The organism is Kluyvera georgiana ATCC 51603, assembly GCF_001654985.1.
GTDB classification, from domain to species: Bacteria; Pseudomonadota; Gammaproteobacteria; order Enterobacterales; family Enterobacteriaceae; genus Kluyvera; species Kluyvera georgiana.
The window spans coordinates 47,073-73,104 of the sequence record NZ_LXEU01000085.1; the positions used below are offsets into that span (position 1 = coordinate 47,073).

General features: G+C 53.5%; 38 protein-coding genes. 35 read left to right on the forward strand and 3 right to left on the reverse strand.

Going from position 1 to position 26,032, the window contains the following annotated elements; genetic code table 11:
- Positions 1 to 29: 29 nt before the first annotated feature.
- From M989_RS21075 to M989_RS21125, 11 genes are all read left to right on the forward strand, one after another.
- Positions 30 to 251: a hypothetical protein gene (locus tag M989_RS21075; RefSeq protein WP_064548572.1), complete on the forward strand. Its 222-nt coding sequence runs from the start codon at positions 30 to 32 to the stop codon at positions 249 to 251.
- 32 nt (positions 252 to 283) lie between these two features.
- The gene (locus M989_RS21080; RefSeq protein WP_064548576.1) at positions 284 to 787 is read left to right on the forward strand and encodes a phage regulatory CII family protein; all 504 of its coding nucleotides are present in this window, start codon (positions 284 to 286) and stop codon (positions 785 to 787) included.
- A 15-nt stretch (positions 788 to 802) separates the two neighbouring features.
- The gene (locus M989_RS21085) at positions 803 to 1,021 is read left to right on the forward strand and encodes a phage filamentation protein Fil family protein (protein WP_064548729.1); all 219 of its coding nucleotides are present in this window, start codon (positions 803 to 805) and stop codon (positions 1,019 to 1,021) included.
- Positions 1,011 to 1,451 (forward strand): hypothetical protein, encoded by a 441-nt coding sequence (locus tag M989_RS21090; RefSeq protein WP_064548577.1) that lies wholly within the window; start codon positions 1,011 to 1,013, stop codon positions 1,449 to 1,451. The genes M989_RS21085 and M989_RS21090 overlap by 11 nt, the downstream gene beginning before the upstream one ends.
- The gene (locus M989_RS21095) at positions 1,448 to 1,849 is read left to right on the forward strand and encodes a hypothetical protein (protein ID WP_064548578.1); all 402 of its coding nucleotides are present in this window, start codon (positions 1,448 to 1,450) and stop codon (positions 1,847 to 1,849) included. Before M989_RS21090 ends, M989_RS21095 begins: the two co-directional genes overlap by 4 nt.
- A 66-nt stretch (positions 1,850 to 1,915) precedes the next feature.
- On the forward strand, positions 1,916 to 2,149 hold the full coding sequence (locus M989_RS21100) for a DUF2732 family protein (RefSeq protein ID WP_064548580.1): 234 nt from the start codon (positions 1,916 to 1,918) through the stop codon (positions 2,147 to 2,149).
- Positions 2,140 to 2,394: a hypothetical protein gene (locus M989_RS21105; RefSeq protein ID WP_064548582.1), complete on the forward strand. Its 255-nt coding sequence runs from the start codon at positions 2,140 to 2,142 to the stop codon at positions 2,392 to 2,394. Before M989_RS21100 ends, M989_RS21105 begins: the two co-directional genes overlap by 10 nt.
- Complete coding sequence (locus M989_RS21110; protein ID WP_064548584.1) at positions 2,391 to 2,720, forward strand: DUF3850 domain-containing protein; 330 nt, start codon at positions 2,391 to 2,393, stop codon at positions 2,718 to 2,720. The genes M989_RS21105 and M989_RS21110 overlap by 4 nt, the downstream gene beginning before the upstream one ends.
- Complete coding sequence (locus M989_RS21115) at positions 2,710 to 3,528, forward strand: DNA adenine methylase (RefSeq protein ID WP_064548586.1); 819 nt, start codon at positions 2,710 to 2,712, stop codon at positions 3,526 to 3,528. Before M989_RS21110 ends, M989_RS21115 begins: the two co-directional genes overlap by 11 nt.
- Positions 3,525 to 5,549, forward strand: coding sequence for a replication endonuclease (locus tag M989_RS21120; protein ID WP_064548588.1), 2,025 nt, complete (start codon positions 3,525 to 3,527; stop codon positions 5,547 to 5,549). The genes M989_RS21115 and M989_RS21120 overlap by 4 nt, the downstream gene beginning before the upstream one ends.
- Before the next feature lie 120 nt (positions 5,550 to 5,669).
- Positions 5,670 to 5,888 (forward strand): hypothetical protein, encoded by a 219-nt coding sequence (locus tag M989_RS21125; protein WP_083965185.1) that lies wholly within the window; start codon positions 5,670 to 5,672, stop codon positions 5,886 to 5,888.
- Here M989_RS21125 and M989_RS21130 read toward each other — a convergent pair.
- Genes M989_RS21130 through M989_RS21140 form a run of 3 tightly spaced genes read right to left on the reverse strand, consistent with a single transcriptional unit; the run spans position 5,862 to position 9,003 of the window.
- Positions 5,862 to 6,185, reverse strand: coding sequence for an Ogr/Delta-like zinc finger protein (locus tag M989_RS21130; protein ID WP_064548589.1), 324 nt, complete (start codon positions 6,183 to 6,185; stop codon positions 5,862 to 5,864). The two genes, M989_RS21125 and M989_RS21130, sit on opposite strands and share 27 nt — an antisense overlap.
- Positions 6,182 to 7,231, reverse strand: coding sequence for a phage portal protein (locus tag M989_RS21135; protein ID WP_064548590.1), 1,050 nt, complete (start codon positions 7,229 to 7,231; stop codon positions 6,182 to 6,184). The genes M989_RS21130 and M989_RS21135 overlap by 4 nt, the downstream gene beginning before the upstream one ends.
- Complete coding sequence (locus M989_RS21140) at positions 7,228 to 9,003, reverse strand: terminase large subunit domain-containing protein (protein ID WP_064548593.1); 1,776 nt, start codon at positions 9,001 to 9,003, stop codon at positions 7,228 to 7,230. The genes M989_RS21135 and M989_RS21140 overlap by 4 nt, the downstream gene beginning before the upstream one ends.
- A 162-nt stretch (positions 9,004 to 9,165) precedes the next feature.
- On the opposite strand from M989_RS21140, the gene M989_RS21145 reads away from it, so the two are divergent.
- The 24 genes from M989_RS21145 (at position 9,166) to M989_RS26325 (ending at position 25,965) form a co-directional block, all read left to right on the forward strand.
- Entirely contained in the window at positions 9,166 to 9,966 is an 801-nt protein-coding gene (locus M989_RS21145; RefSeq protein ID WP_064548595.1) for a GPO family capsid scaffolding protein, read from the forward strand.
- A gap of 60 nt (positions 9,967 to 10,026) precedes the next feature.
- Entirely contained in the window at positions 10,027 to 11,049 is a 1,023-nt protein-coding gene (locus M989_RS21150) for a phage major capsid protein, P2 family (protein ID WP_064548597.1), read from the forward strand.
- Between the two features lie 3 nt (positions 11,050 to 11,052).
- Positions 11,053 to 11,754 (forward strand): phage terminase small subunit, encoded by a 702-nt coding sequence (gene gpM, locus M989_RS21155; protein WP_064548599.1) that lies wholly within the window; start codon positions 11,053 to 11,055, stop codon positions 11,752 to 11,754.
- A gap of 96 nt (positions 11,755 to 11,850) precedes the next feature.
- Complete coding sequence (locus M989_RS21160; protein WP_209438777.1) at positions 11,851 to 12,303, forward strand: head completion/stabilization protein; 453 nt, start codon at positions 11,851 to 11,853, stop codon at positions 12,301 to 12,303.
- Positions 12,300 to 12,812, forward strand: a complete 513-nt coding sequence (locus M989_RS21165; RefSeq protein ID WP_064548603.1) for a phage tail protein — start codon at positions 12,300 to 12,302, stop codon at positions 12,810 to 12,812. The genes M989_RS21160 and M989_RS21165 overlap by 4 nt, the downstream gene beginning before the upstream one ends.
- Positions 12,809 to 13,516 carry a hypothetical protein gene (locus tag M989_RS21170; RefSeq protein ID WP_064548605.1) on the forward strand — a complete coding sequence of 236 codons (708 nt, stop codon included), beginning with the start codon at positions 12,809 to 12,811 and terminating at the stop codon, positions 13,514 to 13,516. Before M989_RS21165 ends, M989_RS21170 begins: the two co-directional genes overlap by 4 nt.
- Positions 13,513 to 14,640 (forward strand): DUF2586 domain-containing protein, encoded by a 1,128-nt coding sequence (locus tag M989_RS21175; RefSeq protein WP_064548607.1) that lies wholly within the window; start codon positions 13,513 to 13,515, stop codon positions 14,638 to 14,640. Before M989_RS21170 ends, M989_RS21175 begins: the two co-directional genes overlap by 4 nt.
- Positions 14,637 to 15,092, forward strand: a complete 456-nt coding sequence (locus M989_RS21180; protein ID WP_064548609.1) for a phage protein — start codon at positions 14,637 to 14,639, stop codon at positions 15,090 to 15,092. Before M989_RS21175 ends, M989_RS21180 begins: the two co-directional genes overlap by 4 nt.
- A gap of 9 nt (positions 15,093 to 15,101) precedes the next feature.
- Positions 15,102 to 15,401, forward strand: coding sequence for a phage holin family protein (locus M989_RS21185; RefSeq protein ID WP_064548611.1), 300 nt, complete (start codon positions 15,102 to 15,104; stop codon positions 15,399 to 15,401).
- Positions 15,388 to 15,729, forward strand: a complete 342-nt coding sequence (locus tag M989_RS21190) for a M15 family metallopeptidase (RefSeq protein WP_064548613.1) — start codon at positions 15,388 to 15,390, stop codon at positions 15,727 to 15,729. Before M989_RS21185 ends, M989_RS21190 begins: the two co-directional genes overlap by 14 nt.
- Positions 15,729 to 16,061, forward strand: coding sequence for a hypothetical protein (locus M989_RS21195; protein WP_064548615.1), 333 nt, complete (start codon positions 15,729 to 15,731; stop codon positions 16,059 to 16,061). Before M989_RS21190 ends, M989_RS21195 begins: the two co-directional genes overlap by 1 nt.
- Complete coding sequence (locus M989_RS26320) at positions 16,033 to 16,221, forward strand: hypothetical protein (protein WP_074398840.1); 189 nt, start codon at positions 16,033 to 16,035, stop codon at positions 16,219 to 16,221. Before M989_RS21195 ends, M989_RS26320 begins: the two co-directional genes overlap by 29 nt.
- The gene (locus tag M989_RS21200) at positions 16,208 to 16,465 is read left to right on the forward strand and encodes a putative phage tail assembly chaperone (RefSeq protein ID WP_064548617.1); all 258 of its coding nucleotides are present in this window, start codon (positions 16,208 to 16,210) and stop codon (positions 16,463 to 16,465) included. The genes M989_RS26320 and M989_RS21200 overlap by 14 nt, the downstream gene beginning before the upstream one ends.
- Positions 16,466 to 16,512: 47 nt before the next feature.
- Positions 16,513 to 16,656: a DUF6890 family protein gene (locus M989_RS26580; RefSeq protein ID WP_425337870.1), complete on the forward strand. Its 144-nt coding sequence runs from the start codon at positions 16,513 to 16,515 to the stop codon at positions 16,654 to 16,656.
- On the forward strand, positions 16,653 to 18,533 hold the full coding sequence (locus tag M989_RS21205) for a phage tail tape measure protein (protein ID WP_064548619.1): 1,881 nt from the start codon (positions 16,653 to 16,655) through the stop codon (positions 18,531 to 18,533). Before M989_RS26580 ends, M989_RS21205 begins: the two co-directional genes overlap by 4 nt.
- Complete coding sequence (locus M989_RS21210) at positions 18,533 to 18,862, forward strand: DUF2590 family protein (RefSeq protein WP_064548621.1); 330 nt, start codon at positions 18,533 to 18,535, stop codon at positions 18,860 to 18,862. The genes M989_RS21205 and M989_RS21210 overlap by 1 nt, the downstream gene beginning before the upstream one ends.
- Positions 18,859 to 20,043: a baseplate J/gp47 family protein gene (locus M989_RS21215; protein ID WP_064548623.1), complete on the forward strand. Its 1,185-nt coding sequence runs from the start codon at positions 18,859 to 18,861 to the stop codon at positions 20,041 to 20,043. The genes M989_RS21210 and M989_RS21215 overlap by 4 nt, the downstream gene beginning before the upstream one ends.
- Positions 20,036 to 20,626 carry a phage tail protein gene (locus M989_RS21220; protein WP_064548625.1) on the forward strand — a complete coding sequence of 197 codons (591 nt, stop codon included), beginning with the start codon at positions 20,036 to 20,038 and terminating at the stop codon, positions 20,624 to 20,626. Before M989_RS21215 ends, M989_RS21220 begins: the two co-directional genes overlap by 8 nt.
- A gap of 8 nt (positions 20,627 to 20,634) precedes the next feature.
- A complete protein-coding gene (locus M989_RS21225) occupies positions 20,635 to 22,080 on the forward strand; it encodes a phage tail-collar fiber domain-containing protein (RefSeq protein ID WP_064548627.1) in 1,446 nt (481 codons plus the stop codon).
- Positions 22,080 to 22,670 carry a tail fiber assembly protein gene (locus M989_RS21230; RefSeq protein ID WP_064548629.1) on the forward strand — a complete coding sequence of 197 codons (591 nt, stop codon included), beginning with the start codon at positions 22,080 to 22,082 and terminating at the stop codon, positions 22,668 to 22,670. The genes M989_RS21225 and M989_RS21230 overlap by 1 nt, the downstream gene beginning before the upstream one ends.
- A complete protein-coding gene (locus M989_RS21235; protein ID WP_064548631.1) occupies positions 22,660 to 23,385 on the forward strand; it encodes a hypothetical protein in 726 nt (241 codons plus the stop codon). Before M989_RS21230 ends, M989_RS21235 begins: the two co-directional genes overlap by 11 nt.
- Complete coding sequence (locus tag M989_RS21240; RefSeq protein ID WP_064548633.1) at positions 23,357 to 23,902, forward strand: baseplate complex protein; 546 nt, start codon at positions 23,357 to 23,359, stop codon at positions 23,900 to 23,902. The genes M989_RS21235 and M989_RS21240 overlap by 29 nt, the downstream gene beginning before the upstream one ends.
- 2 nt (positions 23,903 to 23,904) lie before the next feature.
- The gene (locus tag M989_RS21245; RefSeq protein ID WP_064548635.1) at positions 23,905 to 25,584 is read left to right on the forward strand and encodes a hypothetical protein; all 1,680 of its coding nucleotides are present in this window, start codon (positions 23,905 to 23,907) and stop codon (positions 25,582 to 25,584) included.
- 12 nt (positions 25,585 to 25,596) lie between these two features.
- Positions 25,597 to 25,965: a hypothetical protein gene (locus M989_RS26325; RefSeq protein WP_245191279.1), complete on the forward strand. Its 369-nt coding sequence runs from the start codon at positions 25,597 to 25,599 to the stop codon at positions 25,963 to 25,965.
- Positions 25,966 to 26,032 lie beyond the last annotated feature (67 nt).

Sequence of the window (26,032 nt, forward strand, 5' to 3'; positions counted from 1 at the left end):
AACACAGCTAAAAAGGGAGATGTTGCCTTATGACTAACCATATTTCAATCACATTGGCAGTACCATCTGTATCAGTAGAAAAGTATAGCGAACTCACAGGGTTATCCATCGATACCATCAATGCAATGCTTGCCGATGGCCGTTTAGTTAGACACCGCCTTCGTAAAGATAAAAAGCGTGAAAAAGTGATGATCAATATTGCGGCTATGACCATAGACGCTCTTGCGGGTTGCAACATCGTACTTAACTGACTCGATTTTGAAACGCTGAGAGGGTGCTGACTATGTTTGATTACCAAACTTCCAAACATGCACATTTTGATGCTGCTTGCCGAGCGTTTACGCTGTCGCACAATTTGGAAGATGTGGCCGCTGCTATTGGTATGCGTCCACAGATCCTGCGCAATAAGTTAAACCCGGTTCAACCGCATCGCCTTACCTGTGACGAGCTGCTGGCTATTACCGATTACACCGAAGATGCGCGCTTGCTTGATGGGCTGTTGAGCCAAATCAACTGCCTGCCATCTGTACCGGTAAATAACGCTACCGGCGAAAATATGCAGTATTGCGCGCTGACAGCTACCGCCCACGTTGGCGCGATTGCTGGGCAAGCGGTATCAGAAGAACGCATGACCGCTGACCGTAAGAATCAAATCCTTGATCGTGCCCGTGACGCTATCCGCAGCCTTTCAGTGCTGGCGTATGCCGTCGAAAGCCGTTTCCAATCCGCGCCGGTTCTGGCCGCTGCTGTCGATGTTGTGACAAGCGGCGCTGCTGGCCTGATGTGAGGGATCGCTATGAATATAAAACCGTTTGTTACTTACCTCAAACGCCAGTCACCGCCGCCACAGTTGGCCAGCGGTTCCACTGGCTGGCTGGAGCTGCCGAACGGACAGCGCTGGAACCCTGGCCACTCCTACAAATTCAACGTCAATGCTCACCAGCCGCAGAAAGCTGGCCGCGTCCTGCATTTTGTTTCATCCATCGCCGCGATTCTGGCAAGGGGGCGCAATGGCCGTTAACAAGACACAGCAGGAAAAGAACCTGGCGCAGCTGGCGCGCATTCGGCGCAAGCATTTTAGTAACAGCAGCGCAGCGGCGGATTGGTGGGACAAGTTAACATCGGAATGGCGCGGCGTAGTGCTTCACGCTGCTGGCGTTAATTCCGGATCTGATGTGTTCAAAGCAGCATTAAGCCGCTGCAGCTGGCGGGAGCTGTTCGAGCGCCTCGACTATCGGGCGATGATTCAGCTGCGCCAGGGCATTTCCCATGCGCGCGTTACGTTTGAGGGTTTCGGTTCGTTGCGTGATAGCGACTTTTCCCGCCGCACAGCTGCACGGTCTGAACCGCGCAAGCAGTGCAATCCAATCCATAACAGCGAGGTGCAGATGGTTGTCGCACCGAACGCAGTATTGACAATGCTGGCAAAACAGCAGGGAGTTCAGGAATGAGCATTATTTCAGTTGATCGCAAGATTTTGGCAAAAGAGCTATCTGCGTGGCGTGTTCCATTCGAATACGAGGAAGCGTTTTTTGATAAGAGCATCGTCGCAAATGGTCGGATAAGTCTGCATCCATTCTTTTTTAACGATACCGAGCATCTTACTAATCAGCGCCATTGGCTTGCGCTTAACGCTGCTTTCTGGTGCTGCGTATACCGCGAGGCCGAAAGCAAAGAATCACAGATTGAAGCCGTTGCCGGAATCCGCGCGGTTTTCTATGCCGCTGGTTCGCTTGGTGCTGGTGAAATTAAGGCAATGATCCAGGAGTGGTGGCGGCATGCTTTTGAATTGCACCGAATACCGGCACCGAACTATACCGCAGTCACTAACACCACCTTTCTTCACTAATTAGCTACCTGAATTTTTGGCCATCGCTTTGGTGGCCGGGGGTTCTTTTGCCTTAAGGAAACCGATATGGCCCAGATTCGCAGAGATATTACCGTTTCTACTCCCGCGGCTAACTTCCAGGAGATGCTGAAAATCGCCGTGCATGACGGCAGAACTGCCGCCGCAGATTTCTTTTCTACCCGCCTGGATAAGCTGGCCACGCACGCCGCCGTTGAAGGTTTGAGCGCCGTAGAAATTATCGAACTGATTCGTGAAGAGGCTGCAGCTATCAGCAGTAAAGGAGGCGCGGCATGGAACTGAATGAGCGTCTGACTGACGTTGAACTGAATCGTCTGATTTGGGGACTTGAGGCCCACGGAAACATGAAACGTACTTTGGCTGGGCTGGATGAACTGCGTGCGCGTCGGAAAGAAGAAGCGGCGAAAGCGGGGCTTTTTTTTCCTTCACCGGAAAGCCTGGCACAAGCCATTGCTGCAGTACGCTGTTTTGATGAATTGAGCGCCGAACTGATAGCCGAAGAGATGTTTAAAGGTGGTGCTGTATGACTATCAAAATTCACCAGGTAAAAATCGCACCTAAATACCTTAACGCGGTTGTTGCTGGCCAGAAGAAAGCCGAACTGCGTAAGAATGACCGCTCCTATAAGGTTGGGGATCTCCTTTCTCTGTGCGAGTGGAAACACGGAAAATATACTGGCCGGGAGTGGGCTGCAGCCATTACCCATGTTCTGCCGGTAAATGAAGTCATCGCGGGTACTGATGGCTGGGTGGTTCTGTCTATCCGCACAATGTCCCCGCTTGAGGCGTTAACCTATGTTGTATCTGGCGGCGTATCTGACTTGCTGAATTGCGGGGGTGATTATGGCCGTTAAAACCCCGCTGAAATGGGTGGGCAGCAAAGCCCGCCTGATGCCGCAACTGCTGCAGCACCTGCCGGAAGGTAAGCGCCTGGTGGAGCCGTTCGCCGGTTCCTGCTCTGTAATGATGAATACGGAGTATGACGAATATCTGATTGCAGACGTTAACCCGGATTTAATTGGTTTTTACCGTGAAGCGGCCACTAATACGTTTGATCTAATTGACCGTGCTGCGCTTCTGTTTGAGAAATATAACAGCGAGCAAGGCTATTACGACAACCGCGATTCTTTCAACCATAACGACGATCCAGAGTGGCGCTCAGCGCTGTTTCTTTATCTGAACCGCCACGGCTTTAACGGTCTGTGCCGGTATAACAAATCCGGCCGCTTCAACGTTCCTTACGGCAAATACAAGAAACCATATTTCCCAGAAAACGAAATTAAAGCGTTTGCCGAAAAGGCTAAGCGCGCCACGTTTGTATGTGCCAGCTATTCAGAAACCCTTGATATGGTTCGGGATGGGTACGACGTGGTTTATTGCGATCCGCCTTATCTGACTGAGTCCGGGAACTTCACCGCCTATCACGAGCGCGGTTTCTCGCATATGGATCAGGGGCGCTTGTCACGGAAGTTGCGCCGCTTGTCTGCTGCTGGGATTAATGTCGTTGCGTCAAACAGCGACCTTGAAACCGTGCGCTGTCTTTATGCTGGTTTTCAGGCTATTCGTATTAATGCCCCGCGAAGCGTTGGTGCTGCAGCTGATAGCCAGAAAATTGCCGCCGAGCTGATCCTTAAATCGCCAGCTATCCAGGGTGCAGCATGACGCTGGCCATTAATGAACAATGTCATGCCGTCGATAGCTGGCGGCGTGACACGTTCGCGCCGGGTACGCCTGCAGGCGCAACAATCACAGAGCGCCGCCTGTGGGCTAAAAACCCGCAGGATTACGCCTGGCGCTCACAATACCTTCACGAGATACCCGACTGGTTAGCCGGGTATTTTGGTAGCCGTTACGAAAAGCTGCTGGCTGGCCGTGATGGGCGCCGTCGTGCCAATACGTTCCTGCGCAAGACTATCGGCGGGAACGTATTGCCACGCCTGCGCAAAGTAGCCGCGCGCTACAAGCTGGCCGCTGACGTTTCAGATCTTCCATTCAGTAAGGCGCTGGGGCGCTTGCCATCCCTTGACCGTACCGAGCTGAAAAAGCTGGCCGATCAGGTATCGCGCTGGATGGCGGAATGTCTGTATGACTTTGCTGATCAGCTGCCGGCCGGCACGGAAGATGAACTGGAGCTGTATCACCGCACCCTGGAGGCATACCGCAATCTTGGTGAATGCTCTCTGATGTTGAACAATCAGCCACCGTACTGGAAAGAGTTTGAGGCCAAAGGCCAGCTGGATCAGCCAAAAGCTGAATCTGGCATTTTGCGCATGATTGCCCCTGAATGGTGGCGGTTACGCCTGAAACGCGCGCGTGATGTGCAGCGCGAGCATTTCGCGATCGCCGTTGGCCAGGTGCAGAAAGCGGCCAGCGCGTATGTTTCCCGTAGCACCCTGGGCGAGTGGGTAGAGCAGAAAAAGCGTAATGCGGAGTTTTTCAGAAAATTCGACCTGATTAACGACCAGGGCGATCGAGTATCGCTGGCTGATATGGTTCACGGCAGCGTGGCCAATCCGGCGATACGTCGCTGTGAACTAATGGTGCGTATGCGCGGGTTTGAAGATATCGCAAACGAAGAGGGGCTGGCGGGCGAGTTCTACACCATCACAGCGCCTTCACGCTTCCATGCAGTACATAGCAAGGGCGGTTTTGTATCGCAGTGGAACGGCTGCAGCCCGCAGGATACCCAGCGTTATTTATGCGGCGTATGGGCTAAAGCCCGCGCGGCGATCTCTCGCGCCGGTATTCATGCTTTTGGCTTCCGTGTTGTAGAGCCACACCATGACGGCACACCACACTGGCACATGCTTCTTTTTATGCGCCCGCAAGATGTTGATGTGGTGCGCGATATTCTCTGCTATCACGCCAGAATCACCGATTCAGAAGAGTTACAGACACCCCACGCGCTTAAGGCGCGTTTTCACGTTGAGCCTATCGATCCGGAAAAGGGGTCAGCCACCGGCTATATCGCCAAATATATTTCGAAAAATATTGATGGTTTTTCCCTAGACGGCGAAACCGATGATGAAACCGGGGAGAACCTGCGCGATATGGCCAAAGCGGTTTCGGCCTGGGCATCCCGCTGGCGCATTCGCCAGTTTCAGCAGATTGGTGGTGCGCCGGTCACGGTCTGGCGTGAACTGCGCCGCCTGCCGGGGGAAGAGCAGATTCTACCCACGGAAGATATGGACAACGTGCGTTTTGCTGCTGACGTAGGTGACTGGCGCGCATACACCGAATGCCAGGGCGGGGCGTTTGTTGCGCGTAAGGATCTGACCGTTCGCCTGGCCTATGAGATAACGAAACAGGGTAATGAATATGCGGAGGACGTGCAGCGCGTCCAGGGCATCTATTCCCCTCACGTGCCAGATTCTGAGATTTGTACGCGCCTGGTGAAGTGGCAGAAGGTTGCGAAGTTAGCCGAAGCGGCAGCGGAGGCTGCTTTTGACCTTGACCTTAATCACCCTTGGAGTTCTGTCAATAACTGTACGGAGGGTGGAACCCGGAGGCGGTTAAAACTGGAACTGCATAAACGGGGGTATGTTGGTTCTGATGAAGAAATAGCCATTTTGATGCGTGGCGGCGGGCTGATTTATGGCCGCTCTGCGTTGTTTTATAAAAATGGACGGCTGCAGGAAAGAAAAGGGGAGGCTGGACAAGAGTTGTGGCCGGGGTGGGCGTAGGCGTTGTGAACGCTATAACCGTGTGAAATATATCAATTAATAGGTGAAATTTGAAAAATTACATTTCACATTACGTGCTTAAATTTATACTGTATAAACATACAGTTGTTGCATGGGAGGATGCTTGTGCAGGATTTATTGTTTGAATCGATAGCGCTGCGGCGTATCGCCTTATTCACCAAATTGGTATCAAGGGGCGGCTGCTCTGGTGATGAAAAAGATGTCGCGCTGGAATGGCTGGGAGAACTGACGGCCGATCTGCAAAATAAGCTGGATGCCTATGATGAAAAAAGCCCCCAGAGCGGGGGCGTTTCACGCGGCGGGTGCGGCTTTAAGTAAGTCCAGTGCCATTTGCTTTTGGTTCGGGGAAAGTGAGTTAAGCAGCTGCTGAACCAGAGCGTCGCCCGTTTTAGCGCTGGGGCTAAGAGTGTGGGAGAACGTCAAATTCATAACAAAGGTATGCCCACACTCCACATCTGAACAGGCGCAATAGATATCCGCTATCTGCCGGTGTTTCCGGTTGGTTTTACGGATTACGGCTTTTGCGCCACATTCCGGGCATTCAATTTTCAGTACGCGCATGTTCCATTCTCCGGCCGTCAAAATATGCCTGGATTTTAGCCTGTTTCGCCTCATGCTGCACCCTTATCAGTTGATTCATCTGCAAAATTTAGATGTAGGCGCGGCGGAACTTCGGGATCGCTGTTCACCGACATCGCCAGACGGCGCTGTAGGGGGCGTACCTCGTTTTTTTTGTATGTGCGTTCGACCTTTTCCGGGTCGCCCAGCCCTGCGGTATTCTGCGGAACGATACCCGCCAGCCCGGCCGGGAAGCGGTGGGCGTTCAGTATGTCCTGCGCGCTGATGTTCTTCACGCTGGCAAATTCATCTTTGGCCGAAATATCGCCCATTTCGATGAACTTGATGGCGTCACCTTCTCCGCCAGGGATATTCACCAGGATGGTGGAGAAATTACCGATCCCTTTGCTGTCGCGCAGCTGCTGTTCAATTTCCTCTTCCATTTCGTCCGTCATGCTGGGGTCACGCGTATACAGAATGCCGCCAGTATGGGCGCCGTTGTGGTAATAGCGACGGCGGAAAATGACGGCCTCACTGTTCAGCAGCGCAGAATGTACGCCGCCGATGTAATCAGGCAGGCCGTAAATGTGCTGCTGCGGGTCGTACATCTTGATAAAAATAATGTCCTCTTCCGGGTAAATCAGTGGTTCACCTTCCTGCAGTACCACGTAATCACCCGGCACGTTGCGATCCGCATCGCGAACCTTACGGCGGCGCAGGTAAAGGCCGGGCAGCGCTTCCAGCCCGATCACGTCTCCCCAGCCGTTGCGCACTTTTGCGATCGCCACGTCGCCAAAGGTCAGAAAATCAAAGGTCGCCGCTTCCAGCTCGTCGTGTGTCAGACCGCCGCCCAGGTAATCGGACATAATCATATTTTTGCGGGCGTGGATGATGCCGCCGTGCTGGCCGTTGAGATTAATCAGCTGTGCCAGCGCGAGGCGGTCAATAGGCTGCGTGAAATGGTCAGCGCCATTGTCGTACCAGATATCCCGGTAATCCGTGCCGGTAGTCAGTACCGGTTCCGGCTTGCCGAAAGAGATAATGCTCATTTTCTTTGACTGCTGGGCGCGCTGCCCACGTTTCACAAATTTCTTTTTCTTCATGCTGCCTTCTTCACTCCCCAGCGGGATTTTGGTTTGTTTTCATAGTTCAGCGGTTCGTTGTGCAGGGCGTGAGTAATCGCCCAGAAGGATTCCGCATGGCCAGTTTCGGGGCTACGGTCTGCGACAAAGGTCATGGCATTGCCGCTTTGCGTGGTGGTGCGTCGAATGGCCATAAAGCTGGCCGGGATCTCTTTCAGGTTTTTATCCCACTCAATACGCTGGCTTTCGACCACATCGGCGGCTTTCAGTACCAGCTGGTTTTTGGTGTTCAGGTCGTAGCGGATCGGAACGGCCACGCGCATGGCAAAGTGCTGGATGTTGTCAAAAACACCCTGGCCGATGCCTGTCACGTCGACGCCTAAATAGGTAAAGTTGTATTTTTTGAACAGGGTTTCGATCTGCTTTGCCTGCCAGCGGAAGTTCATGCCCTTCCAGTTGAACACCGCCAGTACGCGGAACTTCTCCACAGCCAGTTCAGGCGGGGCGATTATCACGAAACAGGACAAATCACCGCTGCGCGCCGGGTCAAAGCCGCCCCATACGGGGCGATTGCCGAACGGCCGCGCTGCGTCCGGGTCATGATCCTGCCAGGTCTCAATTTCAACGCCGCAGGCTTCCAGGTCGGAGAAGCTGAAAACAGAATCTTTGCTGTCCACGAACACGCACATATAGAGCATGTTGAACGTGGTTTCGTTGTACCGGTTCCGCAGTTTCTCTATGTTGGCCAGGTTGAAGCCACCGGCGATCGCGTCCTCCATCGTGATGATGTAGCGCCACTGGCCATCCGGGCAGAGTCGGCCACCGTTGCGCATTTCATCGAATAACGGAAATTTGATGGCGCTGCGTTTCTTGCTGCCTTGCTTCCACTCTTCACCTGTCCAGAACGGGTACGCCTGGTGCGTTTTGGCGGATGGCGTGGAAAAGTAGGTGGTGCGCCATTTGTCGTGTGTGGCCATTGCGCTGGCCACTTCGTTCAGGCGCGCAAAGTTCGGTACCCAGAAATATTCATCACAGTACAAATGGCCGCTGTATGACTGCGCGGTGTTTTTGTTGGTGGAAAGAAAACGCAGCTCTGCACCGTTGCTTAAGCGGATCGGGTTGCCGGTCAGTGTGATGCCAAAATACTGCTCTGCAATGTTGACGATGTAAGAGCGGAAAACCTCCGCCTGCGCTTTTGATGCGGAAAGGAAGATTTGCGGATCGCCGGTCATGACCGCATTTTCAAACGCTTCAAATGCAAAGTACCAGGTCGCGCCGATCTGGCGGCTTTTCAGGATATTGCGCACCGCCTGGCCAATGTTCTGGCGCAGGTGCTTCTGATAACCAAAAAGATGTTCGTCTGCCCAGGTGTCAAAGTCGTCCTGGGTGAGTGATGAAATATCGTTTTTCTTGTATTTGCGTTTACTGCGCGGTTCGTCGTCTCCACCGTCGCGCGCTGCAGCTGCTTGCCCGTTCCCCTGGCCGCTGGCCATCTTCTCTTTATGCTTATTGCTTTGTGCGCGCAGCTTCGTGGCGTGAGCAATCAGCAAATCCATTTCTTTCAGGTCGAGATCGGTTTTATTGTCGCGGCTGGCAAGCAGCTGGTAACGGCGTTCAATCGCTTCTTCTGTGCTTTCATGGCTGAGTAAATTCGCCCAGCCGTTTTTTTCTGCCCAGTAGTAAACGATCCGCGTATTCGGCAGATTTAATTCTGATGCAATTTCCTTTGGCGTATAGCGGCGCAGGTAAAGAGCGCGCGCAACGCCTTTTAGTTCTTCTGAGTATTTAGCCATAGATTTAATTATGCCGTGGCCAACGATAAAAAACGGCGCGGTTAATTCGTGCCTGTTCGGTAATGGCTTATATCCGAATTGAACAGAATAAAGCGTAATGCGCTGCCGGGTTTAATTAGCAATAATTTATTTGCAGCGTCAGTGAGAACGCGAAGGGGGGATATGTCTCATTTAAAAACTGACTGGCTGTGTGTTGCTACCGAAGGGGATACCGTCGATGGTCGGGATATTAAACGACAGTGGATTATTGATATGGGGGAAACCTATGACTATAGCCACTATGTCGCATTAATCTGGCCGGAACATGAAGATGATTGCGGCAATTTTGGTGAGGTGCTGGAAGCCACCTGGCACGACGGTGATGATGGGCTGGCGCGATTATATGTAAGCCTTTGCCCGAATATGCGCCTGATTTTTGCCAATCATGAAGATCAGCTGCTTTTCTTCTCTATCGAACCGGAAGAGAACTGGCGCGGCAGTGGGCGTACATACCTGAAGGGGCTGGCGGTGACTGATACACCCGCCAGTGTTGGCACTACACGGCTGCGCTTTAGCACGCGGCGCAAATTATCGAAACGGGGATATTACAGTTGTGTAATTTCCCATGATGGCAAAATTAAACAGGAAGAGAAGATGAAGAACTGGCAGAAATTGTTTGGTATTAAGCCGAAGTTTGAAGATGAAACGCAACCGGAAGATGCGCCAGCGAGTGACGATAAACTTCAGGCACTGGCTAGCGCTCTTAATGAACTTGAAGGCCGCGTGGGTAAAATTGAAGCCCAGCTTAATTCAGTGTCGGAAGATGTAGATATGATTTCCGAAGTAGTAGATACCAAAGAGTTTGCGGCTATTCGCGATAATGCAGAAGAAATTGTTAAGCGTTTTAGTGCGCTGGATAAAAGTCCCGGTGCGAATAAAGGGCGTAATATTCCGGGGAAAGCGGGGCAGTTTAAATATATTTAATTCGCCGCGCTTAACATCTTAACGATTAACTAATTTATCGCGTTATAGCGAGGGAGTTTTATGTTTTTAAATCAACGTGCACGAAACCTGATGCAACAATATTGCACAGGTCTGGCTAAAAGTTATGGCCAGGAAGATGCGAGTCTTTATTTCTCGCTGACTGACCCGCAGGAAACCAGCCTACGTCTGGCGCTGCTGGAGGCTGTCGAGTTTCTGAACATGATTACCTGCGCCGATGTGGATCAGTTGTCCGGCCAGGTGGTTTCCGTGGGTTCTTCCGCACTGCATACCGGGCGTAATGAAACCGGGCGTTTTATGCGTCGTGTTGGTGTGGATGGTAACGACTATAAGCTGGTTGAAACGGACAGCTGCGCCGCGCTGCGCTGGGATTTGTTGTCAGTCTGGGCTAACGCCGGGCGCGAGGAAAACGAGTTTTTCAACCTGGTGCAGACTTTCTCTAATCAGGCGTTTGCGCTGGATATGCTGCGCATCGGCTTCAACGGTACCAGCGTGGCCAAAACCACTGATCCGGTCGCTAACCCGATGGGTGAGGATGTGAATATTGGCTGGCATGCCCGCATGAAGTCCTTCAACGGTGGCAATCAGATTATGACCGATCCGATTGTGCTTGATGATAAAGGCGACTACCGCGGCCTTGATGCTATGGCGTCTGATCTGATTAACACCAAAATCCCGGCACAGTTCCGTAATGACCCGCGCCTGGTGGTGCTGGTTGGCGCTGACCTGGTGGCAGCGGAGCAGTACCGACTGTATCAGGCAGCAGATCGCCCGTCTGAGAAGATTGCGGCGCAGATGCTGGGCAGCACTATTGCAGGCCGTAAGGCCATTATCCCGCCGTTCATGCCAGGTAAACGCATGGTGGTTACACCGCTGAGCAACCTGCACATCTACACCCAGCGCAACACGCGCCAGCGTAAAGCGGAGTTTGTTGAAGACCGTAAGCAGTACGAAAACAAATACCTGCGCAACGAAGGCTATGCGGTTGAAGAGCCGGAGCTGTACGCCGCGATTGATGAAAGCGCGGTAACAATCGGCACCGTCACAGAGCAACCGGAGGGCTGATAAATGGCACTTTCACCCGCGCAACGGCACAGCCAGCGCATCGCCACGGAACAGCGCCTGAAACAAAGCCAGGCAGTGGACAGCCGCGAAAGTATGCACGTACTGATTGCCGCACTTGAAAAAGATGTGGCGCTGGCCCGAAGCCTGCCGCTGATCGCCGATCGTGTCGCGTTAAAGCGTGATGTGCTGCTGCCGCGCTGGATGCCTACCGTGGAAGCCTATCTGGCAAGCGGGCAAAGCTACGCCAACCCGATACTGGCCTGGTGCGTGATCTGGCTGTTTGACGTAGGCGAGCTGGAAAAGGCGCTGGATTGGGCTGATATCGCAATCAGCCAGCAGCAGGCCACGCCGGAGCGGCTGCGCAGCAATTTTCCTACGTTTGTGGCCGATACGATGCTGGCCTGGGCGGAGGAATCTGCCGGACGCGGGGAAAGTATTGAGCCGTATTTCTCGCGCACCTTTGACCGCGTGGCAAACACCTGGCGGCTGCATGAGCAGATCACCGCTAAGTGGTTCAAATTCGCCGGGCTGGAGCTGCTGCGCGGGGAAGATGGGCGGAAAACGGCTGCTGGGGTGGACGATGTGGAAACGCTGGAAAAAGCCGATCAACTGCTGGCTATTGCTGAAAAGCATTATTTCAAAATTAGCGTGAAAACCGCCCGGCAGACTATTGCCGCACGTCTGCGCAAATTGACGCAGGGTTAACGACTACCGCAAGCCAGGCGGGCGCGGTGGAGGGCAGCGCACAGACCGTGCATCTGCGCCGTGGAAACCGGCCAGCCCGCCTTTTTCGGGGGATTTATGTTTAGTGGCAAGCCGCTGGATTACCAGGATGAACCGCTGACGAATAACGGCTTTTGGCCAGACCTGAATCTAAAGGATTTTCAGGCGCAGCGGGCGCTGCCGGTTGATATTGATGCCGCCACTGTCGCACAGGCACTACTTGCTGCCGCAGTGGAGGTGAATGCGGAGCTGGAGAACGTGGAAGCCAGCTGGCGCGCGAAGGGTTACACCCTGGCGGCAGATGTGCCAGGGGTAACAATGGCCGGGCTGAATGGCCTGTGCGCACAGTACACCAAAGCGGTGTTTGCCAGGGGAAAGGCGGATTTAATGGGCGAATTTGCCACGGTGGGGCGGCGTGATAGCCATCCAGGGCAGGAAAGCCAGGAAACCCGCGCCGGGCTGCTGGCGGAATCCTCGGTGGTGATCCGTCGCATGAAAGGGCTTAAACGGGCAACGGTGAAAAAGGTATGAGCGAGACACAAACGCAGCTTGAAAGCCTGACCGCGTTTTTTCGGCAGAACGTGCCAGCCCGCGCGATGCAGCGCTTTGACAGTGTGCTGGATGAAATGGAGTTCATACCGGCCGCCAAAGATTTGGGGCTGGAGCAGTACCGCCTGGCGGTAATCCGTTATGACGCGGTGCTGAGCTGGGAGCGTTTCCCGTATCGGCTGTGCGCGCCGCAGCTGCTGATGGCGCTGATGGCCGTGTGGCTGAACGAGGCCGATCGCAACCTGTTTGATGATGTCGGGATAACGGAAACCGATCCGCAGTGGGATGTCACGGTGGAGGACGAAGAAACGGCCACTATCGTGCTTACCGTGCCAATGGCGGAAGAGCTGGTGATCCGTGAGGACGAAAACGGCGTTATTCCGTGGGAGGGTAAACGCTGGTCACTGGCCAGCACAGAAATCTGGACTGCAGTCACTGGCAATATTTATGCCGTGGATCAGGCCGGTGCGCCACTCGGTGAGCCGGAATGATAGCGGGCGGCGAGCTGAATAAAACGCAGCTGGCAGAGCTGCGCAAGGCGCTGGCGAACATGGAACTGCCGCCGCGCAAGCGCCAGCGCCTACTGTGGCGAATGGCCAAATATGGCGTTATCGCCGCTGCAAAGCGCAATGTGCGCAATCAGGCCGCGCCGGATGGTACTGCGTGGCCGGGGCGTAAGACAAAGCGCAAAGGGAAGATGCTGCGCAATATGCCGAAGCTGCTGCATATCCGGGAAATGCCGGAAATGCAGGCGGTAAGAATCTACCTGCAGGGTGGAGGCTACCGGAACGGGGAAAAACCTGTACCCGCTGGTACCGTGGGCTATGCCCAACAAAATGGGATGCATGTGCGGGTAAATCGCGCCAGCCAGTCGCAGAAAGGCAAGCCGGGAAAACTGGCGACGGCCGCGCAGGCAAAGAAATTGCGCGCGCTGGGATATCGGGTACGAAGGGGGAAGCGCTGGAAAAAGCCTACCCTGGGCGAAATAACCGCCTCAATGCCTTATGACCAGGCTGGGCTACTGATCAGGAAATTGAGCGGTAAAGCGGTGAAAACCAGCTGGACAATCGATCTGCCTGCCCGTGTGTTCCTCGGGATGTCAGATGATGAATTTAACAAAGCGCTGGCGCGGCAGCTGCAGGCCATTGGCTACGGCTGGAACGTGAACGCGCAGGATATTAAGGGGAAAGCATGACCTGGCCAAATGTTGGCGTTAACCAGATTAACCAGCTGCAGGGCGAGACTAACGAAGTTGAACGCTGTGTGCTGTTTGTCGGGAAAGGCGCTGTGAACGTAGGCAAAACGCTGGCGGTGAACACCCAGAGCGATTTTGACAAGCTGCTGGGCGAAAGTGACAGCCAGCTGAAAAGTGATGTGATGGTGGCGATGGCGAACGCTGGCCAGAACTGGTGGGGGTTCGTCCATGTGCTGGCCGATGATGCCGGGCCGGATGCATGGGTGGACGCGGTGAAGGCGGCGCAGGCTTCCTGCTCGGTTGAAGGGGTGCTGTTGTCTGATGATGTTTCGACGAAAGCCACCATTAACCAGGCCGTTACCCTGCGCTCTGAACTGATTGCGAAGTTTGGCCGCTGGGTATGGTTCATCCTGGCCACTCAGGGGATGCAGGAAGATGAAGCGCAGGCGGATTACCTGGCGCGTATGTCCACGCTGCAGGACGGTATTGCAGAAAAGGCCGTTCAGCTTGTTCCGCGTTTGTGGGGTAACGATCCCGCCGTGCTGGCTGGTCGCCTTTGCAATCGTGCTGTGACTATTGCCGATAGCCCGGCGCGCGTAAAAACCGGCGCGCTGGTGAGTCTGGGCAGTGATGAATTGCCGCTGGATGGCGCCGGTGAAGTGCTGGAGCTGGCCACGCTGCAGGCGCTGGAAGCGCAGCGATTTAGTGTGCCGATGTGGTATCCGGATTACGACGGCTTTTATTGGGCTGATGGCCGCACCCTGGACGTTGAAGGTGGGGATTATCAATCCATCGAAACGCTGCGCATTGCCGATAAAGCCGCGCGCCGTATCCGCCTGCTGGCTATCAGCAAAATTGCCGATCGTGCGCTGAACAGTACACCGGGCAGCATTGCGGCCAATCAGTCGCTGTTCATGAAGCCTCTGCGCGAAATGTCCACCGCTGCCAGCATTAACGGCGTGTCGTTCCCTGGAGAAGTGAAGCCGCCGCAGGATGGGGATGTGACGATTGTCTGGAAGAGCAAAAAGGCGGTGGATATTTACATTGTGGTGCGCACGTATGAAGTGCCGCTGCAGATCACTATCAATCTGATGCTGGATGCCAGCCTGGAGGCTACCGCATGAGCAAACGCATTTCCGGCCAGTCGTTTGACTGCTATCTGGATGGCGATCTTATCCATATCGAGAAAATTTCTCTCGATATCACGGATAACACCGCTGCTGCGCAGACCCGTGGTGTGCCTGATGGCTTCACTGATGGCGACGTGGCGGCGGAAGGTGAAATTGAAGTCAGCACTAAGGTGCTGCAGGTGCTGACGGCAAAAGCCCGCGCGGCCGGTTCGTGGCGCGGTATTGCGCCGGTTGATTTTCTCTTTTATGCCAAAGCCGGCAGTGAGGAAATCAAGGTGGAAACGTTCGGCAATAAGCTGCAGCTGTCCAATCTGTTGGATATCGATCCGAAGGGCGGCAGCGTCACCACGCACAAAATTAAGTATTTCGTGACCAGTCCGAAATTCGTGAATATCAACGGCGTCCCGTATCTGGAAGCGGAAGCCACTGAAAACCTGATCGGTTAAGGGGCAGGGATGCAGGAACATGAAAAGAGCCTTTACACCCTTATTGCTATCGGCCTGATGGTCGCACTCGGGAAACTATTGACCAGCGATGACGTTATTACGCCGCGCTTGTTCTTTGGTCGCCTGATCCTGGGTGGTCTGGTCTCGACGGCCGCGGGCGCTGTGCTGTTTCAGATACCCGATGCCAGCCCTTTAGCGGTTAACAGCTTAGGTACGATTCTGGCTATTGCCGGTTATCAGTCCGTAGAAATTTATCTCCGCCGCAGGGCGGCAGGAAAGAAAGGGAGCGGTGAAAATGACGTTAAGTGAAAAACAGCAGTTATTTGCGGTGATGGTTGCCAATCTGATCCATTGGGCTGATGAACGCGGATATCGTGTGACCTTTGGTGAGGCGCAAAGAACGCCAGAATGTGCGGCGCTCAATGCTAAGAAAGGAACGGGCATTGCGAATAGCCTGCACACAAAGCGCCTGGCAATTGACCTGAATCTGTTCATTAACGGCCAGTATATGACCCGCACCGAGGATTACCGGCCATTGGGTGAATACTGGGAGTCAATCGGCGGCAGCTGGGGCGGGCGCTTTAAATCCAACCCTGACGGCAATCACTTTAGCCTGGAACATAACGGGGTGCGCTGATGAACCGTGTGGCCGTGCTCGCTGCAATCCTCTGCGTGCTGGCGTTTGTCTGTGGCTGGAAGGTGGCCACTTGGCACCGTGACAGTATCGATCTGGCCATTAGCAAGACGGCCACCGCCACCGGCAAGCAGCTGGCGGACGCGGCCAGCGATTCCGGGCGAAAACTGGAAAACCAGCTGGAGGCTTTGAAAAATGCGCCACCGCGTGAAATACGCACCGAAGTGGTTAAGCCGGTATTTACCAATGTTTGTTTGTCTGCTGAGTTTGTCAGCATGTACAACGACGCCGCAGCCAGTACCGAACGTGCGTTATCAGGAAAACCTGAAAACTAAGTGCACCACACAGCTGCTGCGCCTGACTGGTACAACGGGGCGTGACGCTGCAGAGCTGTTAATTATTTATCTGGATATATACGGGCAGTGCGCTGCGCGTCATAACCAGTTAGTCGATGAAATTAATCTACGAGAGAATTTATTAAATGGAAAAAATTAAACTGGCAGTTTGTGGTGTGGATATTGTTTTTGAACCGAACCAGACCGCCTACAACAAATTTATTAACGAAATGGCGATGGATAACAAAGTATCGCCTGCGCATAACTACCTTAATCGTATTGTTGCGCCAGAAAGTAAAGAAGCGCTGGCGGAAATTTTAAAACGTCCGGGCGCTGCACTTCAGCTTGCTGGGAAGGTGAATGAGATTTATGCGCCTGAACTGGAAATTGAAGTAAAAAACTAAGTAAGCGGGTTCGTGGAATTGAAGGTAACGGACTCGAACAATATTTAATTTTACGCCGCCATTATTTACCGCAGGGTGATGATTCCGTTGATGATATTGCCGCCGCTATCTGGCTGGATAATCGTTATTGGGAAAATATGTCGATTGCCATAGCCAACGGAATTAATACCGCATTTAAAGGTACTGTATGAAACAGTTAGATTTTACATTAAGCCTGATTGACAAATTATCGCGTCCTTTAAAACAGGTGCAGGGTAATGTCACGGGCTTTGCTGAAAAATCCAATGCGGCATTTAAGCAGATTGGCGGTGGTGTGCTGGGGCTGGTCGGTGTCGGTATGGCCATTAAGGGTGCGCTGTCGCCTGCCATCGAAATGTTTGATGCGATCAGCGATGCATCGGCAAAAGGCATTGATGATGGTGCGCTGAAAACGGTGCAGCGTGATGCCCTGGCATTCAGCACGACCTACGGCGCCAGCGCGGTAGCGTTTGTTCAGTCCACGGAAAGTATAAACGCGTCGATCGCTGGCCTGACGGGGCAGGAGCTGCCGAAAGTGACGAAAGTCGCCAATACCCTGGCCTTTGCTCTTAAATCGACTGCCGCCGATACGGCGGAGTTTATGGGGCAAATGTTTGGCAACTTCTCCGCCGATGCGGAACGCCTGGGCAAAGTCCAGTTTGCGGAACAACTGGCGGGCAAGATGGTGTACATGCGCAAAACCTTTGGCGCGGAAATGTCCACTATCAAAGATTTGATGGAAGGCGCGCGCGGCGTGGGTACTAACTACGGCGTCGGGTTGGATGAACAGCTGGCCGTGCTGGGGCAGCTAAACAGGACGCTGGGAACGGAAGCCAGCAGCGCATACGAGGGCTTTATGACTGGCGCGCTCGATGGCGCGAAAAAGCTGGGGCTGTCGTTCACGGACTCCACCGGCAAAATGCTGTCCCTGCCTGAAATGCTGATCAAGCTGCAGGGTAAATACGGCAAGAGCCTGGAAGGAAACCTGAAAGCACAGGCGGAACTTGATGCCGCGTTTGGTGATAGTTCTGCAGTCATTAAGCATCTTTACGGCAATGTTGCCGTGCTGCAGCGGAATATCACGGAGCTGGGCGGCTCTGATGGCCTGAAACGCACCCAGGAAATGGCTGCAAAACTGGTTAAACCGTGGGATCGCTTTGTGGCCATTCTGCAGGCGATTAAAACCGTCATTGGCCTGACGCTGATCCCGGTGCTGTATCCAGTGCTGAACCGCCTGGCGGATATGGGGCAGACCTTTGCCCGCTGGATGCAGATGTTTCCCAACATTGCGCGCGTGATTGGGTATGCGGCAATGGCATTGCTGGGCTTTGCTGCTGTCGGGGCGATGACCAATATCGTTATCGGTGTTTCTAAGTTCATCATGCTGGGGTGGGCTGGTATCTGGAAGCTGCTGACAACGGTCACGAAAATTGATACCGCCTGGACGTGGCTTAACACAAAAGCAAAACTGGCCTGGGCTAGCGCGATGAAAGCTATGCGCGGGATCCTGATTGCAGTGCGAATGCAGGCTATTTTAACCGGTGCCGCAATCAACTTCATGAGCTGGCCGATTCTGCTGGTTATTGGTGCCATCGCGGCGCTGGCGGCAGGTGTTTATCTGCTGGTTAAGCATTGGGATACTGCCTGGAAATTTATCACTGATGGCTGGAATAACTTTGTTGCGATGCTGACCGGCTTTTCACCTGTTCAGGCATTAAGCGGAATGGCCAGCGGTATTGTGTCCTTATTCGACAATGTCTGGCAGACCATTAAAGGCGGTTTTCTGCAATCGTGGAACTGGATTGTTGAAAAACTGAATAAAATTCCCGACGTAAATATTTCAGCGGCAGGCGATAACGCTTCGCCGTTAACTAATACGCTTTCGACGGGCGGTGATTTGAAAGGCATTGAACCGGGTGGCATCAATAAAACAATCAGCAGCAATTCAAAAGCGGTGACGGATAACAGCCGAAAAATCGGAGAAGTGCATTTCCATACTAAAGAGGCAATGACGCCGGGGCAATTAATGGAATGGCAGGAGCTGAATTAATGAGTGAATTACTTTATATCGATCTGCTTATTGAAAACGGTGATTTTGTTCTTAATGCCGGTAATGAACCTGAATTATGCAATAACCGCAAAAGCATTGGGCAGGATATTGTTCATTCCATTCTGGAAAGTGGTCTGATTACGCAATTAATTGCGGAACGAAGCCCGACGATGCGCGCGGATATTTTCACACAGCTGGAATTACTGATTGAAAGTGATGAACGCATTGTGCCGGGAACGGCGGCGATTAGCGAAGAAAGCCAGGCGCGACTTTGGGTAACGGCCAGCACTTACGATTTTGGCAGCATTTCTTCACGGGTGGATTTATGACGGAAAAGCCGCAGGTAGATTTTGAAGAGGTTCTGAAAACCAGCGGAATGCCGGTGACGGAAGATGAAGTGAAAGCCCGCTTTAATGCCATCGTGGCCGATGAAGGGATGGTAACGAATACATCCCGCATGTCGCCTTTCTGGCGTCTGATTACCGCGATTGTGACCGCGCCAGTGATGTGGCTGAAAGATGCCCTTGTGGCGGTAGTGCTGACAAATATGTTTGTTGCCACGGCAGGCGGCGCGCTTCTGCGCCTGCTGGCCTGGGCGGTGAACGTGACAGCGAAGCCCGCCAGCGCGGCCGAGGGTGTGATCCGTTTTATCAAGTCTGATGCCAAAACGGCGACAACGGTCAAGGCCGGGACGCTGGTGCAGACTGAGCGAATTAACGGGAAAGTGTACGTGCTGGCCACGGTGGCCGATGTCGTGATCCCGGCTGGCACGGCCAGCGCGCTGATCGCTGTGCAGGCGACGGAAACCGGGGGCGCGTATAACTTAGCGCCGGGGTATTACCGCATTCTGCCGGTGGCCGTTGATGGTATCAGCCAGGTGGAGAGTGAAGAAGACTGGCTGACAAAGCCGGGGGCAGACGAGGAAAGCGACGACGAATTACGCGAGCGCTGCCGCAATCAGTTTAACCTGGTAGGGAATTACCACACAGACGCGGTTTACCGGTCAATGATTGCCGCTGTTACTGCGTTAAGTATCGATCGCATTTTCTTTGAGCATGATGCCCCGCGTGGGGCGGGAACGGCCAATGCCTATCTGCTGCTAGATTCGGGCGTAGCATCTGCGCCGTTCATTGACTCGGTAAATGACTATATCAACGCGCAGGGCAATCATGGCCACGGTGACGACCTGCAGTGTTTTGCCATGCCGGAAACCAGTCACGATCTGGCGGTGACGGTTTATGTGGCCAGCATTAGCAACATGACGGCGGAGGACGCTGCAGCGCTAAAAACGGGGGTAGAAAACCTGATCCGTTGCGCATTCAGGGAAAACACGGATTTTGACGTGAAAAAAACGTGGCCATATTCGCGGTTTTCTTTCTCGCAGCTGGGGCGCGAGATTCACCGGCAGTTTCCACAGACGGATTCCGTTGAATTTTCGCTGAAAGACATTACCAGCGGGCTGGATGTTCCGCGCCTTGCCTCACTATCTGTGGAGCTGGCCAATGACTGACTTTCTGAAAAAAATGGCCGGGATGGCGCTGCCGTTCTGGATGAGTAAAGGCGAGCCGGGCAAGCTGCTGGCCGTCATGCGTCGATTCTGGGCAGAGGTGTACAGCTGGATTGTCTGGCCGGTTAATCAGTTTGATCCACTGGTCTGCCCGGAACCGCTTTTAAACCTGCTGGCCTATGACCGTGATATTAACCGGTTTGATAGTGAGCCGCTGGAGCTGTTCCGCAAGCGCGTGGCCTACGCCTTTATTAATGCGAGTGATGCCGGTTCCGTCGCTGGATTTATCGCGATATTTGAACGGCTGGGCATTGGCAAGGTTGAGCTGCGGGAACGGCAGGACGGGCAGGATTGGGATGTCATTATTGTCCGCGTTACGGATAGCCAGATTGCAGACAATAGCGATCTGCTTCTGGAAATTATCCGCAAATATGGCCGCACTTGCCGCCGCTATCGGTTTGAAGTTATTACGACAAAGGCGTTAAAGATTGGTGTTGGCTGGTATCAGGGGGATTATATTTGTTACCCCGCCAGCCTGAACGATATGAATAATAAATCAAGCGAAGTGTACAGCGCGAAAGTTTAGGGGTTTTTATGTCACAGGTTGCTATCACAAAAGCATTTCAGGACTGGAAAGCGCAGCAGGCGATTAATAATACCCCTGTCACGCTGGATGAGTTTGTTTTTGCTTATATTCCGGGGCTGGATTATGACAAGCCTATTGATGTGAATGAAACACTGCCAGCGGTTGATAAAATTGTGCATCGGCAGGATGTAAGTCAATTTGGCGTTATTAATGATAACGCGGTGACTTATTCGGTGACTATCGGCGCAGATATTGGCGATTTTGATTTTAACTGGATTGGCCTGATTAACCGTGAATCGGGTGTGCTGGCCATGGTGATTCATGTGCCAACGCAGCGCAAAATTCAGAATGCAGCAGGCCAGCAGGGTAACGTGTTGGTGCGTTCCATGCTGATGGAATACAGCGGTGCCAAAACGGCGACGGCCATCACGACGCCAGCGGAAACCTGGCAGATTGATTTCACTGCCCGCCTGGGCGCGATGGATGACCGCCAGCGCATTGAAAATATCGACCTTTACGGCGATGCGGCGTTTTTTGGTGATGGCTGGCTGGTTGCGCAGCGTGATGGGCAGTTTTATGTCAATAAGGGAGCGGGGTATGTCGCTGGCCTGCGCGCCGATCTGCCGGGTGATGCAAATATTGATGTTCAGATGCCCGCCAAAGTCTGGCTGGATGTGTGCTGGACGGGAACGTTGACCAGCGTCTGGGGTGTTCAGTGTAAAATCACCGTTGCGAATGAACTGACCGATTACGAGGAAGACGGCCAGAATCACTACGTATTCGCGCTGGCCAGTATCGACGCAGAAGGCAATATTACCGACCTGCGGCCAAAGGGGCTAAATGATGATTTGGGGCTGGGTGAGCTGGCCGCGATGGATATCAATGATGTGCTGCCGGTGGGTATCCCGCAGCCCTGGCCAACCAATACGCCGCCAAAAAAATGGGCGCTGATGTGGGGGCAGGAGTTTGATCCGCTGGTATATCCACTGCTGGGCGCTGCCTACCCTGATGGCATTATCCCCGATATGCGCGGCCAGACTATTAAGGGTCGCCCGGATGGGCGTGAAGTGCTGTCTTATGAAGAGGACGGCAACAAAAAACATGGCCACAGCGCAACGATTGCAGAAACCGACCTGGGCACAAAGTTAACGGAAGAGTTTGATTACGGGTCGAAAACCACTGAGGAAGACGAAGGGCACAGCCACAAATTAACTGCCAGTGTCCCAACGACCAGGTCAAACAGCAATCACGTATCCGGGGGTAGCACAGGGGTATGGACTAGCGGTCTGGCAACGACTGTTGATGGCGTGCATGCCCACGTTGTGTATATCGGCAGTCATGCCCACATTGTGCAACTTGGGTCGCACGGGCATGAAATCATTATTGATGAAAGCGGGAACGTGGAAACCACAGTTAAAAACATCGCATATAACTACATCGTGAGGCTGGCATAATGTCATTCAAAATGAGCGCTACGGCGCAATTAATTAAAGTGTTTAATCTGCGCGCGGATACAAAAGAATTTATTGGCGCAAGTGATGCCTATATTCAACCATTCACGGGATTACCTGCCAATTCTACCGATATTGAACCGCCAGAATGCCCAGCTGGTAATGTGGCCATTTTTGATTTAAATAAAAAAGAATGGAGTATTCAGGAAGACCACCGAGGGCAGACAGTTTATGACACCGAAACCGGCCAGCCTGTTTATATAAATAAGCCGGGTGCGCTACCAGCGAATACAACAACTCTTCCGCGTCCAGGTGATTTTTATGTATGGAATGGTAAAAAATGGGTGCTGGATGAAAAGGCATCCCATGAAGCGGCCGTTTCTGCTGCCGAAGCGCAAAAACAATATTTAGTTAATGCAGCGCAACAATCCATTTCTGTTTTACAAACAAAACTATTAATGGAGCGTGTATTGACCGATGAAGAAAAGAAAAAAGTGAATGGTACGCTTGATTATATTGATGCGGTGACTGCGGTTATTGCGGATTCAGCGCCGGATATCACCTGGCCGGAGATTGGCGACTATGTGGCGTGAAGCCCGTCTGGCGTTTTCCGATTCACTGGCTGCGGTTAACTGCTCAATTATCCCGGCGCATCCGTGGGTTTATGGGCTGGGGCAGCAGACGGAAAACGGCGCTTATCTCAGTCCAGCCAATGCCGTGGCTTACCTGGCTGAAAAAGCGGCCGGTATCGGCGGCGCTTCTGACGTTGTGATCCTGATGGTGGCTAGCCAGTCGCATGACAGCTTTATGAACAGCCTAAGCCAGCTGGTTGATGTATTTCCCGCACCGGCTTTCACGCAGGTTAAGCGCCTGGCGCAATCCGCCGCGCAGCTGGCCAGCGAAAAAATGCAAATCCCGGCCGGGTTAAATGGTGGCCTGCCGGTGGCCATGCCGTTATCGGTTCCAACAAATCGGGCGGCGCTGGCCGCTGCAGCGGTAAAGAAAGCCCAGGAAGATGCGGCGCTGCCGGTTGATATGGATGCGCTGCAAAAGCAGCTTGATGATTTTGCGCAGCTGCGCACCGGGTTAATGCAGGAGATTGCCATCGGTCTGGATGACCTGAAAACAAAATCAGCCAGGGCGTGGGTATTTACGGCCAGCGGGGATCTGGCCACAAGCCTGCTGGCGCTGGTGAAAGATATTCCGCTGCCATCTGCCGTTCACACTGCAGCCATGATGCTGGTCGGGGATAACCTCGACGGGATAAAAGGAATGATTCATGACCTCGATTACAACGCTGGCGCTTAATGGCGAAGCGATCCCGCTGAAAAATATGCGTGTCACGCTTACGCAGCAATTTCAGGATAAAGACCAGTCCGGCCAGACCAGCGCCACGACGAAATCAGAGCAGGGCGTCAAAGGCAAAGAACTGCGCGTATCGGGAGAAATCCCGTTCAAAGCGCGTGACGTGCTTTCGCGTGTTTTCGAACTGGCAACGGCTACCGACAGCAGCGGCCAGCGGCAGAAATACCGCGTAGCCCATGAAATGGCGCGGGCGGTTAATTTCCGTGAGGCAACATTTACGGGAACGATCGATGCACCCCAGCAGGATGGGAAAATGGCCTGGCTGGTGACGTTTACGCTAACGGAACATATCAGCGTCCAGGAAAAGCGAGAGGCAAGGGCAGACGGCAAAACCACTGCCAAAAAGCAGACTGCAGGCGGGGCGGGAACCGGGGGCGGGCAGGATGCCGCCGAAGATGAAGAGAAAATGACGTGGTTTGAACGCAAAGTGCTTAAGCCGGTCAATAATGCGCTGGGGTAAGCATGAAACCTGTTAAACGACTCTATTTATCCAGTGATGAAGTTCATATTGCCGATGCAAAACTGGTGCTGGAGCTGAACAGCTGCGGCCGTGGGTTCATTACGGCACAGACTACCCAGGACTATACCGGCAGGCTGGTGCGCCTCGACGTGGGTTACACCGATCTGATCCTGCGCTGGTTCACCGGCTATGTTGAGCGCTCGCAACCGGCAGAAAACGGCTTTCAACGTCTGTTTGTTCGTGAGCTGGTCGGCGTCTTTGAAAAGTCGTGGCCATGTTCGTTTCAGCATCCGACGCTGCGCAAAGTGGCCAGCTGGCTGGAAGAGAACAGCGGCATTACGGTAACTGTGCCGGATGCGGAATATTCAGATAAACCGATCCCGCATTTCACCCATAGTGGCAGCGGCTACCAGCTTTTAAGCAATCTTGGCAAAGCCTTTGGTATCACGGATTACATCTGGTATCAGCTGCCGGATGGCGGTTTATATGTTGGCGGTGCGGAACTGTCATTATTCGCCGGTAAAGCCGTGGATATTCCGGCAGAGTTCAGCCAGGGCGCGGCCGGTGGCAATACCATGACACTGCCGGTTGTTCAGAGTCTGCGGCCGGGCGTGGAAATGAACGGCGAGCGCGTGACGCGTATCCAGTTGAATAACGACACGATGGATGTTACCTGGACGCCGCGCAACAAAGCCACGGGGGAACCGCTGCAAAAAAGCCCGCTGCAGCGCCAGGTTGAAAGCCAGTACCCGGAGCTGGCTGCAGGTCTGCACCTGCCGAAATTCGCCAGGGTGCTGGCACCAACGGAAGCGGTAAGCAGTGGTAATTTTGCCGATCCGTTCCGCCCGCGCTATGCGGTAAACGTGCAGCTGCTTGACGCAGACGGCAACCCGGATAAGCAGACGCCCGTTTATAACGCCGTGCCGCTGCCAGTGCCGATGGCCGGGAATGATTCGGGGATGTTTCAGTTTCCGCCAGAAGGGACGCTGGTTGAAGTGGGATTTACCGGAGGCCGGGCAGATAAGCCGTTTATCCGCCAGACCATGCCGGAAGGGAACAGCCTGCCGGATGTGAAACCGGGGGAGCAGCTGCAGCAGCAGCGTGCGGAAGTATCGCAGCGCGTCACACAGTCGGGGGATTGGGTGCGCCAGACTGACCAGTCGATCAGTGAAACGTCAATGGCCAGGAATATCAAAGCCGATACAGAATCGCGCGAGCTGGTAAGCCGTGACACCACAATTAAGGCGACGGACAAGACCACGGTTCTGGGCGCTGCCACGTTGATGGCTGGTGCTATTGTGCAAATCAGTACCGGCAATTACAGCCAGGCGGTGAAGGGAAACTGGCTGGCCAATGTCAGCGGCAATGCTGAAATGAAGATTGCTGGCGATCAGGCTGTGAATGTTGCCGGCAGTCTGACAGAGCAGATTGGGGAAATTCGCAAAAGCGTGGCGGCAGTGCAGCAGCAGATTATTGCGCCTGTGGTCTGGATTGGTTCCGGCAGTGTGAACATCGCCCAACTGATGCTTGATACTCTGGATGTCGTGGCGCAGCTGGCAGAACAAACGGCCAGCCATACCCACAGCAATACAGGCGCGCCGGAGAACGCCAGCGCTATACGTGCAGCCAGTCAGAAGGCTGAACAGCTTAACGGCAAGTATGCGCCAGTCATTGGCCAGTAGTTCACGCCGTAAATGAAAGCCCGCGTAATGCGGGTTTTTTTATGCCCGCCATACAGCCCACAGAACGCAACCTGCCGCACTCACAAGCCAAAACAACGCAACGGGATACCTGAAATAGATCATGCGCACCGCGCAGCGCTGGCTGCGCCTGAGCGTGACAAAATAAATCTTTCCACGACGAAAACGGCGCTACACCGCACCCGCCTGCGGTTTTTGGATCGTAAAAATTTTTCAGTGGGATTTTTCTTCAAAACATATCGCCAGCCCGCGCCAGTGCTGGCGGCTTTGCTGAGATTGGAAACTGAAAAGATTGAAAAGAATTTCAGTAATTTTCAGTTTGAAGGATCTGCGGAGGATCTAAGTAAAAAATCAACTCAATGAAATTTAAGGGAAAAATATATTTTACGTGCGTTTGAGAAGATCAAAAAGCGTCTGGCGGCTGGAGAAA

Bases quoted from the DNA above. Each gene is read 5' to 3' on its own strand.
- M989_RS21160 (WP_209438777.1), top strand. From the start codon at position 11,851: ATGTTTAGTGGCAAGCCGCTGGATTACCAGGATGAACCGCTGACGAAT.
- M989_RS21185 (WP_064548611.1), top strand. From the start codon at position 15,102: ATGCAGGAACATGAAAAGAGCCTTTACACCCTTATTGCTATCGGCCTG.
- M989_RS21100 (WP_064548580.1), top strand. From the start codon at position 1,916: ATGGCCCAGATTCGCAGAGATATTACCGTTTCTACTCCCGCGGCTAAC.
- M989_RS21165 (WP_064548603.1), top strand. From the start codon at position 12,300: ATGAGCGAGACACAAACGCAGCTTGAAAGCCTGACCGCGTTTTTTCGG.
- M989_RS21075 (WP_064548572.1), top strand. From the start codon at position 30: ATGACTAACCATATTTCAATCACATTGGCAGTACCATCTGTATCAGTA.
- M989_RS21220 (WP_064548625.1), top strand. From the start codon at position 20,036: ATGACTGACTTTCTGAAAAAAATGGCCGGGATGGCGCTGCCGTTCTGG.
- M989_RS21090 (WP_064548577.1), top strand. From the start codon at position 1,011: ATGGCCGTTAACAAGACACAGCAGGAAAAGAACCTGGCGCAGCTGGCG.
- M989_RS21150 (WP_064548597.1), top strand. From the start codon at position 10,027: ATGTTTTTAAATCAACGTGCACGAAACCTGATGCAACAATATTGCACA.
- M989_RS21080 (WP_064548576.1), top strand. From the start codon at position 284: ATGTTTGATTACCAAACTTCCAAACATGCACATTTTGATGCTGCTTGC.
- M989_RS21190 (WP_064548613.1), top strand. From the start codon at position 15,388: ATGACGTTAAGTGAAAAACAGCAGTTATTTGCGGTGATGGTTGCCAAT.
- M989_RS21145 (WP_064548595.1), top strand. From the start codon at position 9,166: ATGTCTCATTTAAAAACTGACTGGCTGTGTGTTGCTACCGAAGGGGAT.
- M989_RS21210 (WP_064548621.1), top strand. From the start codon at position 18,533: ATGAGTGAATTACTTTATATCGATCTGCTTATTGAAAACGGTGATTTT.
- M989_RS21170 (WP_064548605.1), top strand. From the start codon at position 12,809: ATGATAGCGGGCGGCGAGCTGAATAAAACGCAGCTGGCAGAGCTGCGC.
- M989_RS21230 (WP_064548629.1), top strand. From the start codon at position 22,080: ATGTCATTCAAAATGAGCGCTACGGCGCAATTAATTAAAGTGTTTAAT.
- gpM (WP_064548599.1), top strand. From the start codon at position 11,053: ATGGCACTTTCACCCGCGCAACGGCACAGCCAGCGCATCGCCACGGAA.
- M989_RS21205 (WP_064548619.1), top strand. From the start codon at position 16,653: ATGAAACAGTTAGATTTTACATTAAGCCTGATTGACAAATTATCGCGT.
- M989_RS21095 (WP_064548578.1), top strand. From the start codon at position 1,448: ATGAGCATTATTTCAGTTGATCGCAAGATTTTGGCAAAAGAGCTATCT.
- M989_RS21215 (WP_064548623.1), top strand. From the start codon at position 18,859: ATGACGGAAAAGCCGCAGGTAGATTTTGAAGAGGTTCTGAAAACCAGC.
- M989_RS21195 (WP_064548615.1), top strand. From the start codon at position 15,729: ATGAACCGTGTGGCCGTGCTCGCTGCAATCCTCTGCGTGCTGGCGTTT.
- M989_RS21245 (WP_064548635.1), top strand. From the start codon at position 23,905: ATGAAACCTGTTAAACGACTCTATTTATCCAGTGATGAAGTTCATATT.
- M989_RS21130 (WP_064548589.1), bottom strand. From the start codon at position 6,185: ATGAGGCGAAACAGGCTAAAATCCAGGCATATTTTGACGGCCGGAGAA.
- M989_RS21115 (WP_064548586.1), top strand. From the start codon at position 2,710: ATGGCCGTTAAAACCCCGCTGAAATGGGTGGGCAGCAAAGCCCGCCTG.
- M989_RS21200 (WP_064548617.1), top strand. From the start codon at position 16,208: ATGGAAAAAATTAAACTGGCAGTTTGTGGTGTGGATATTGTTTTTGAA.
- M989_RS21140 (WP_064548593.1), bottom strand. From the start codon at position 9,003: ATGGCTAAATACTCAGAAGAACTAAAAGGCGTTGCGCGCGCTCTTTAC.
- M989_RS21125 (WP_083965185.1), top strand. From the start codon at position 5,670: ATGCTTGTGCAGGATTTATTGTTTGAATCGATAGCGCTGCGGCGTATC.
- M989_RS21180 (WP_064548609.1), top strand. From the start codon at position 14,637: ATGAGCAAACGCATTTCCGGCCAGTCGTTTGACTGCTATCTGGATGGC.
- M989_RS21135 (WP_064548590.1), bottom strand. From the start codon at position 7,231: ATGAAGAAAAAGAAATTTGTGAAACGTGGGCAGCGCGCCCAGCAGTCA.
- M989_RS26325 (WP_245191279.1), top strand. From the start codon at position 25,597: ATGAAAGCCCGCGTAATGCGGGTTTTTTTATGCCCGCCATACAGCCCA.
- M989_RS21110 (WP_064548584.1), top strand. From the start codon at position 2,391: ATGACTATCAAAATTCACCAGGTAAAAATCGCACCTAAATACCTTAAC.
- M989_RS21175 (WP_064548607.1), top strand. From the start codon at position 13,513: ATGACCTGGCCAAATGTTGGCGTTAACCAGATTAACCAGCTGCAGGGC.
- M989_RS21225 (WP_064548627.1), top strand. From the start codon at position 20,635: ATGTCACAGGTTGCTATCACAAAAGCATTTCAGGACTGGAAAGCGCAG.
- M989_RS21235 (WP_064548631.1), top strand. From the start codon at position 22,660: ATGTGGCGTGAAGCCCGTCTGGCGTTTTCCGATTCACTGGCTGCGGTT.
- M989_RS21105 (WP_064548582.1), top strand. From the start codon at position 2,140: ATGGAACTGAATGAGCGTCTGACTGACGTTGAACTGAATCGTCTGATT.
- M989_RS21240 (WP_064548633.1), top strand. From the start codon at position 23,357: ATGACCTCGATTACAACGCTGGCGCTTAATGGCGAAGCGATCCCGCTG.
- M989_RS21120 (WP_064548588.1), top strand. From the start codon at position 3,525: ATGACGCTGGCCATTAATGAACAATGTCATGCCGTCGATAGCTGGCGG.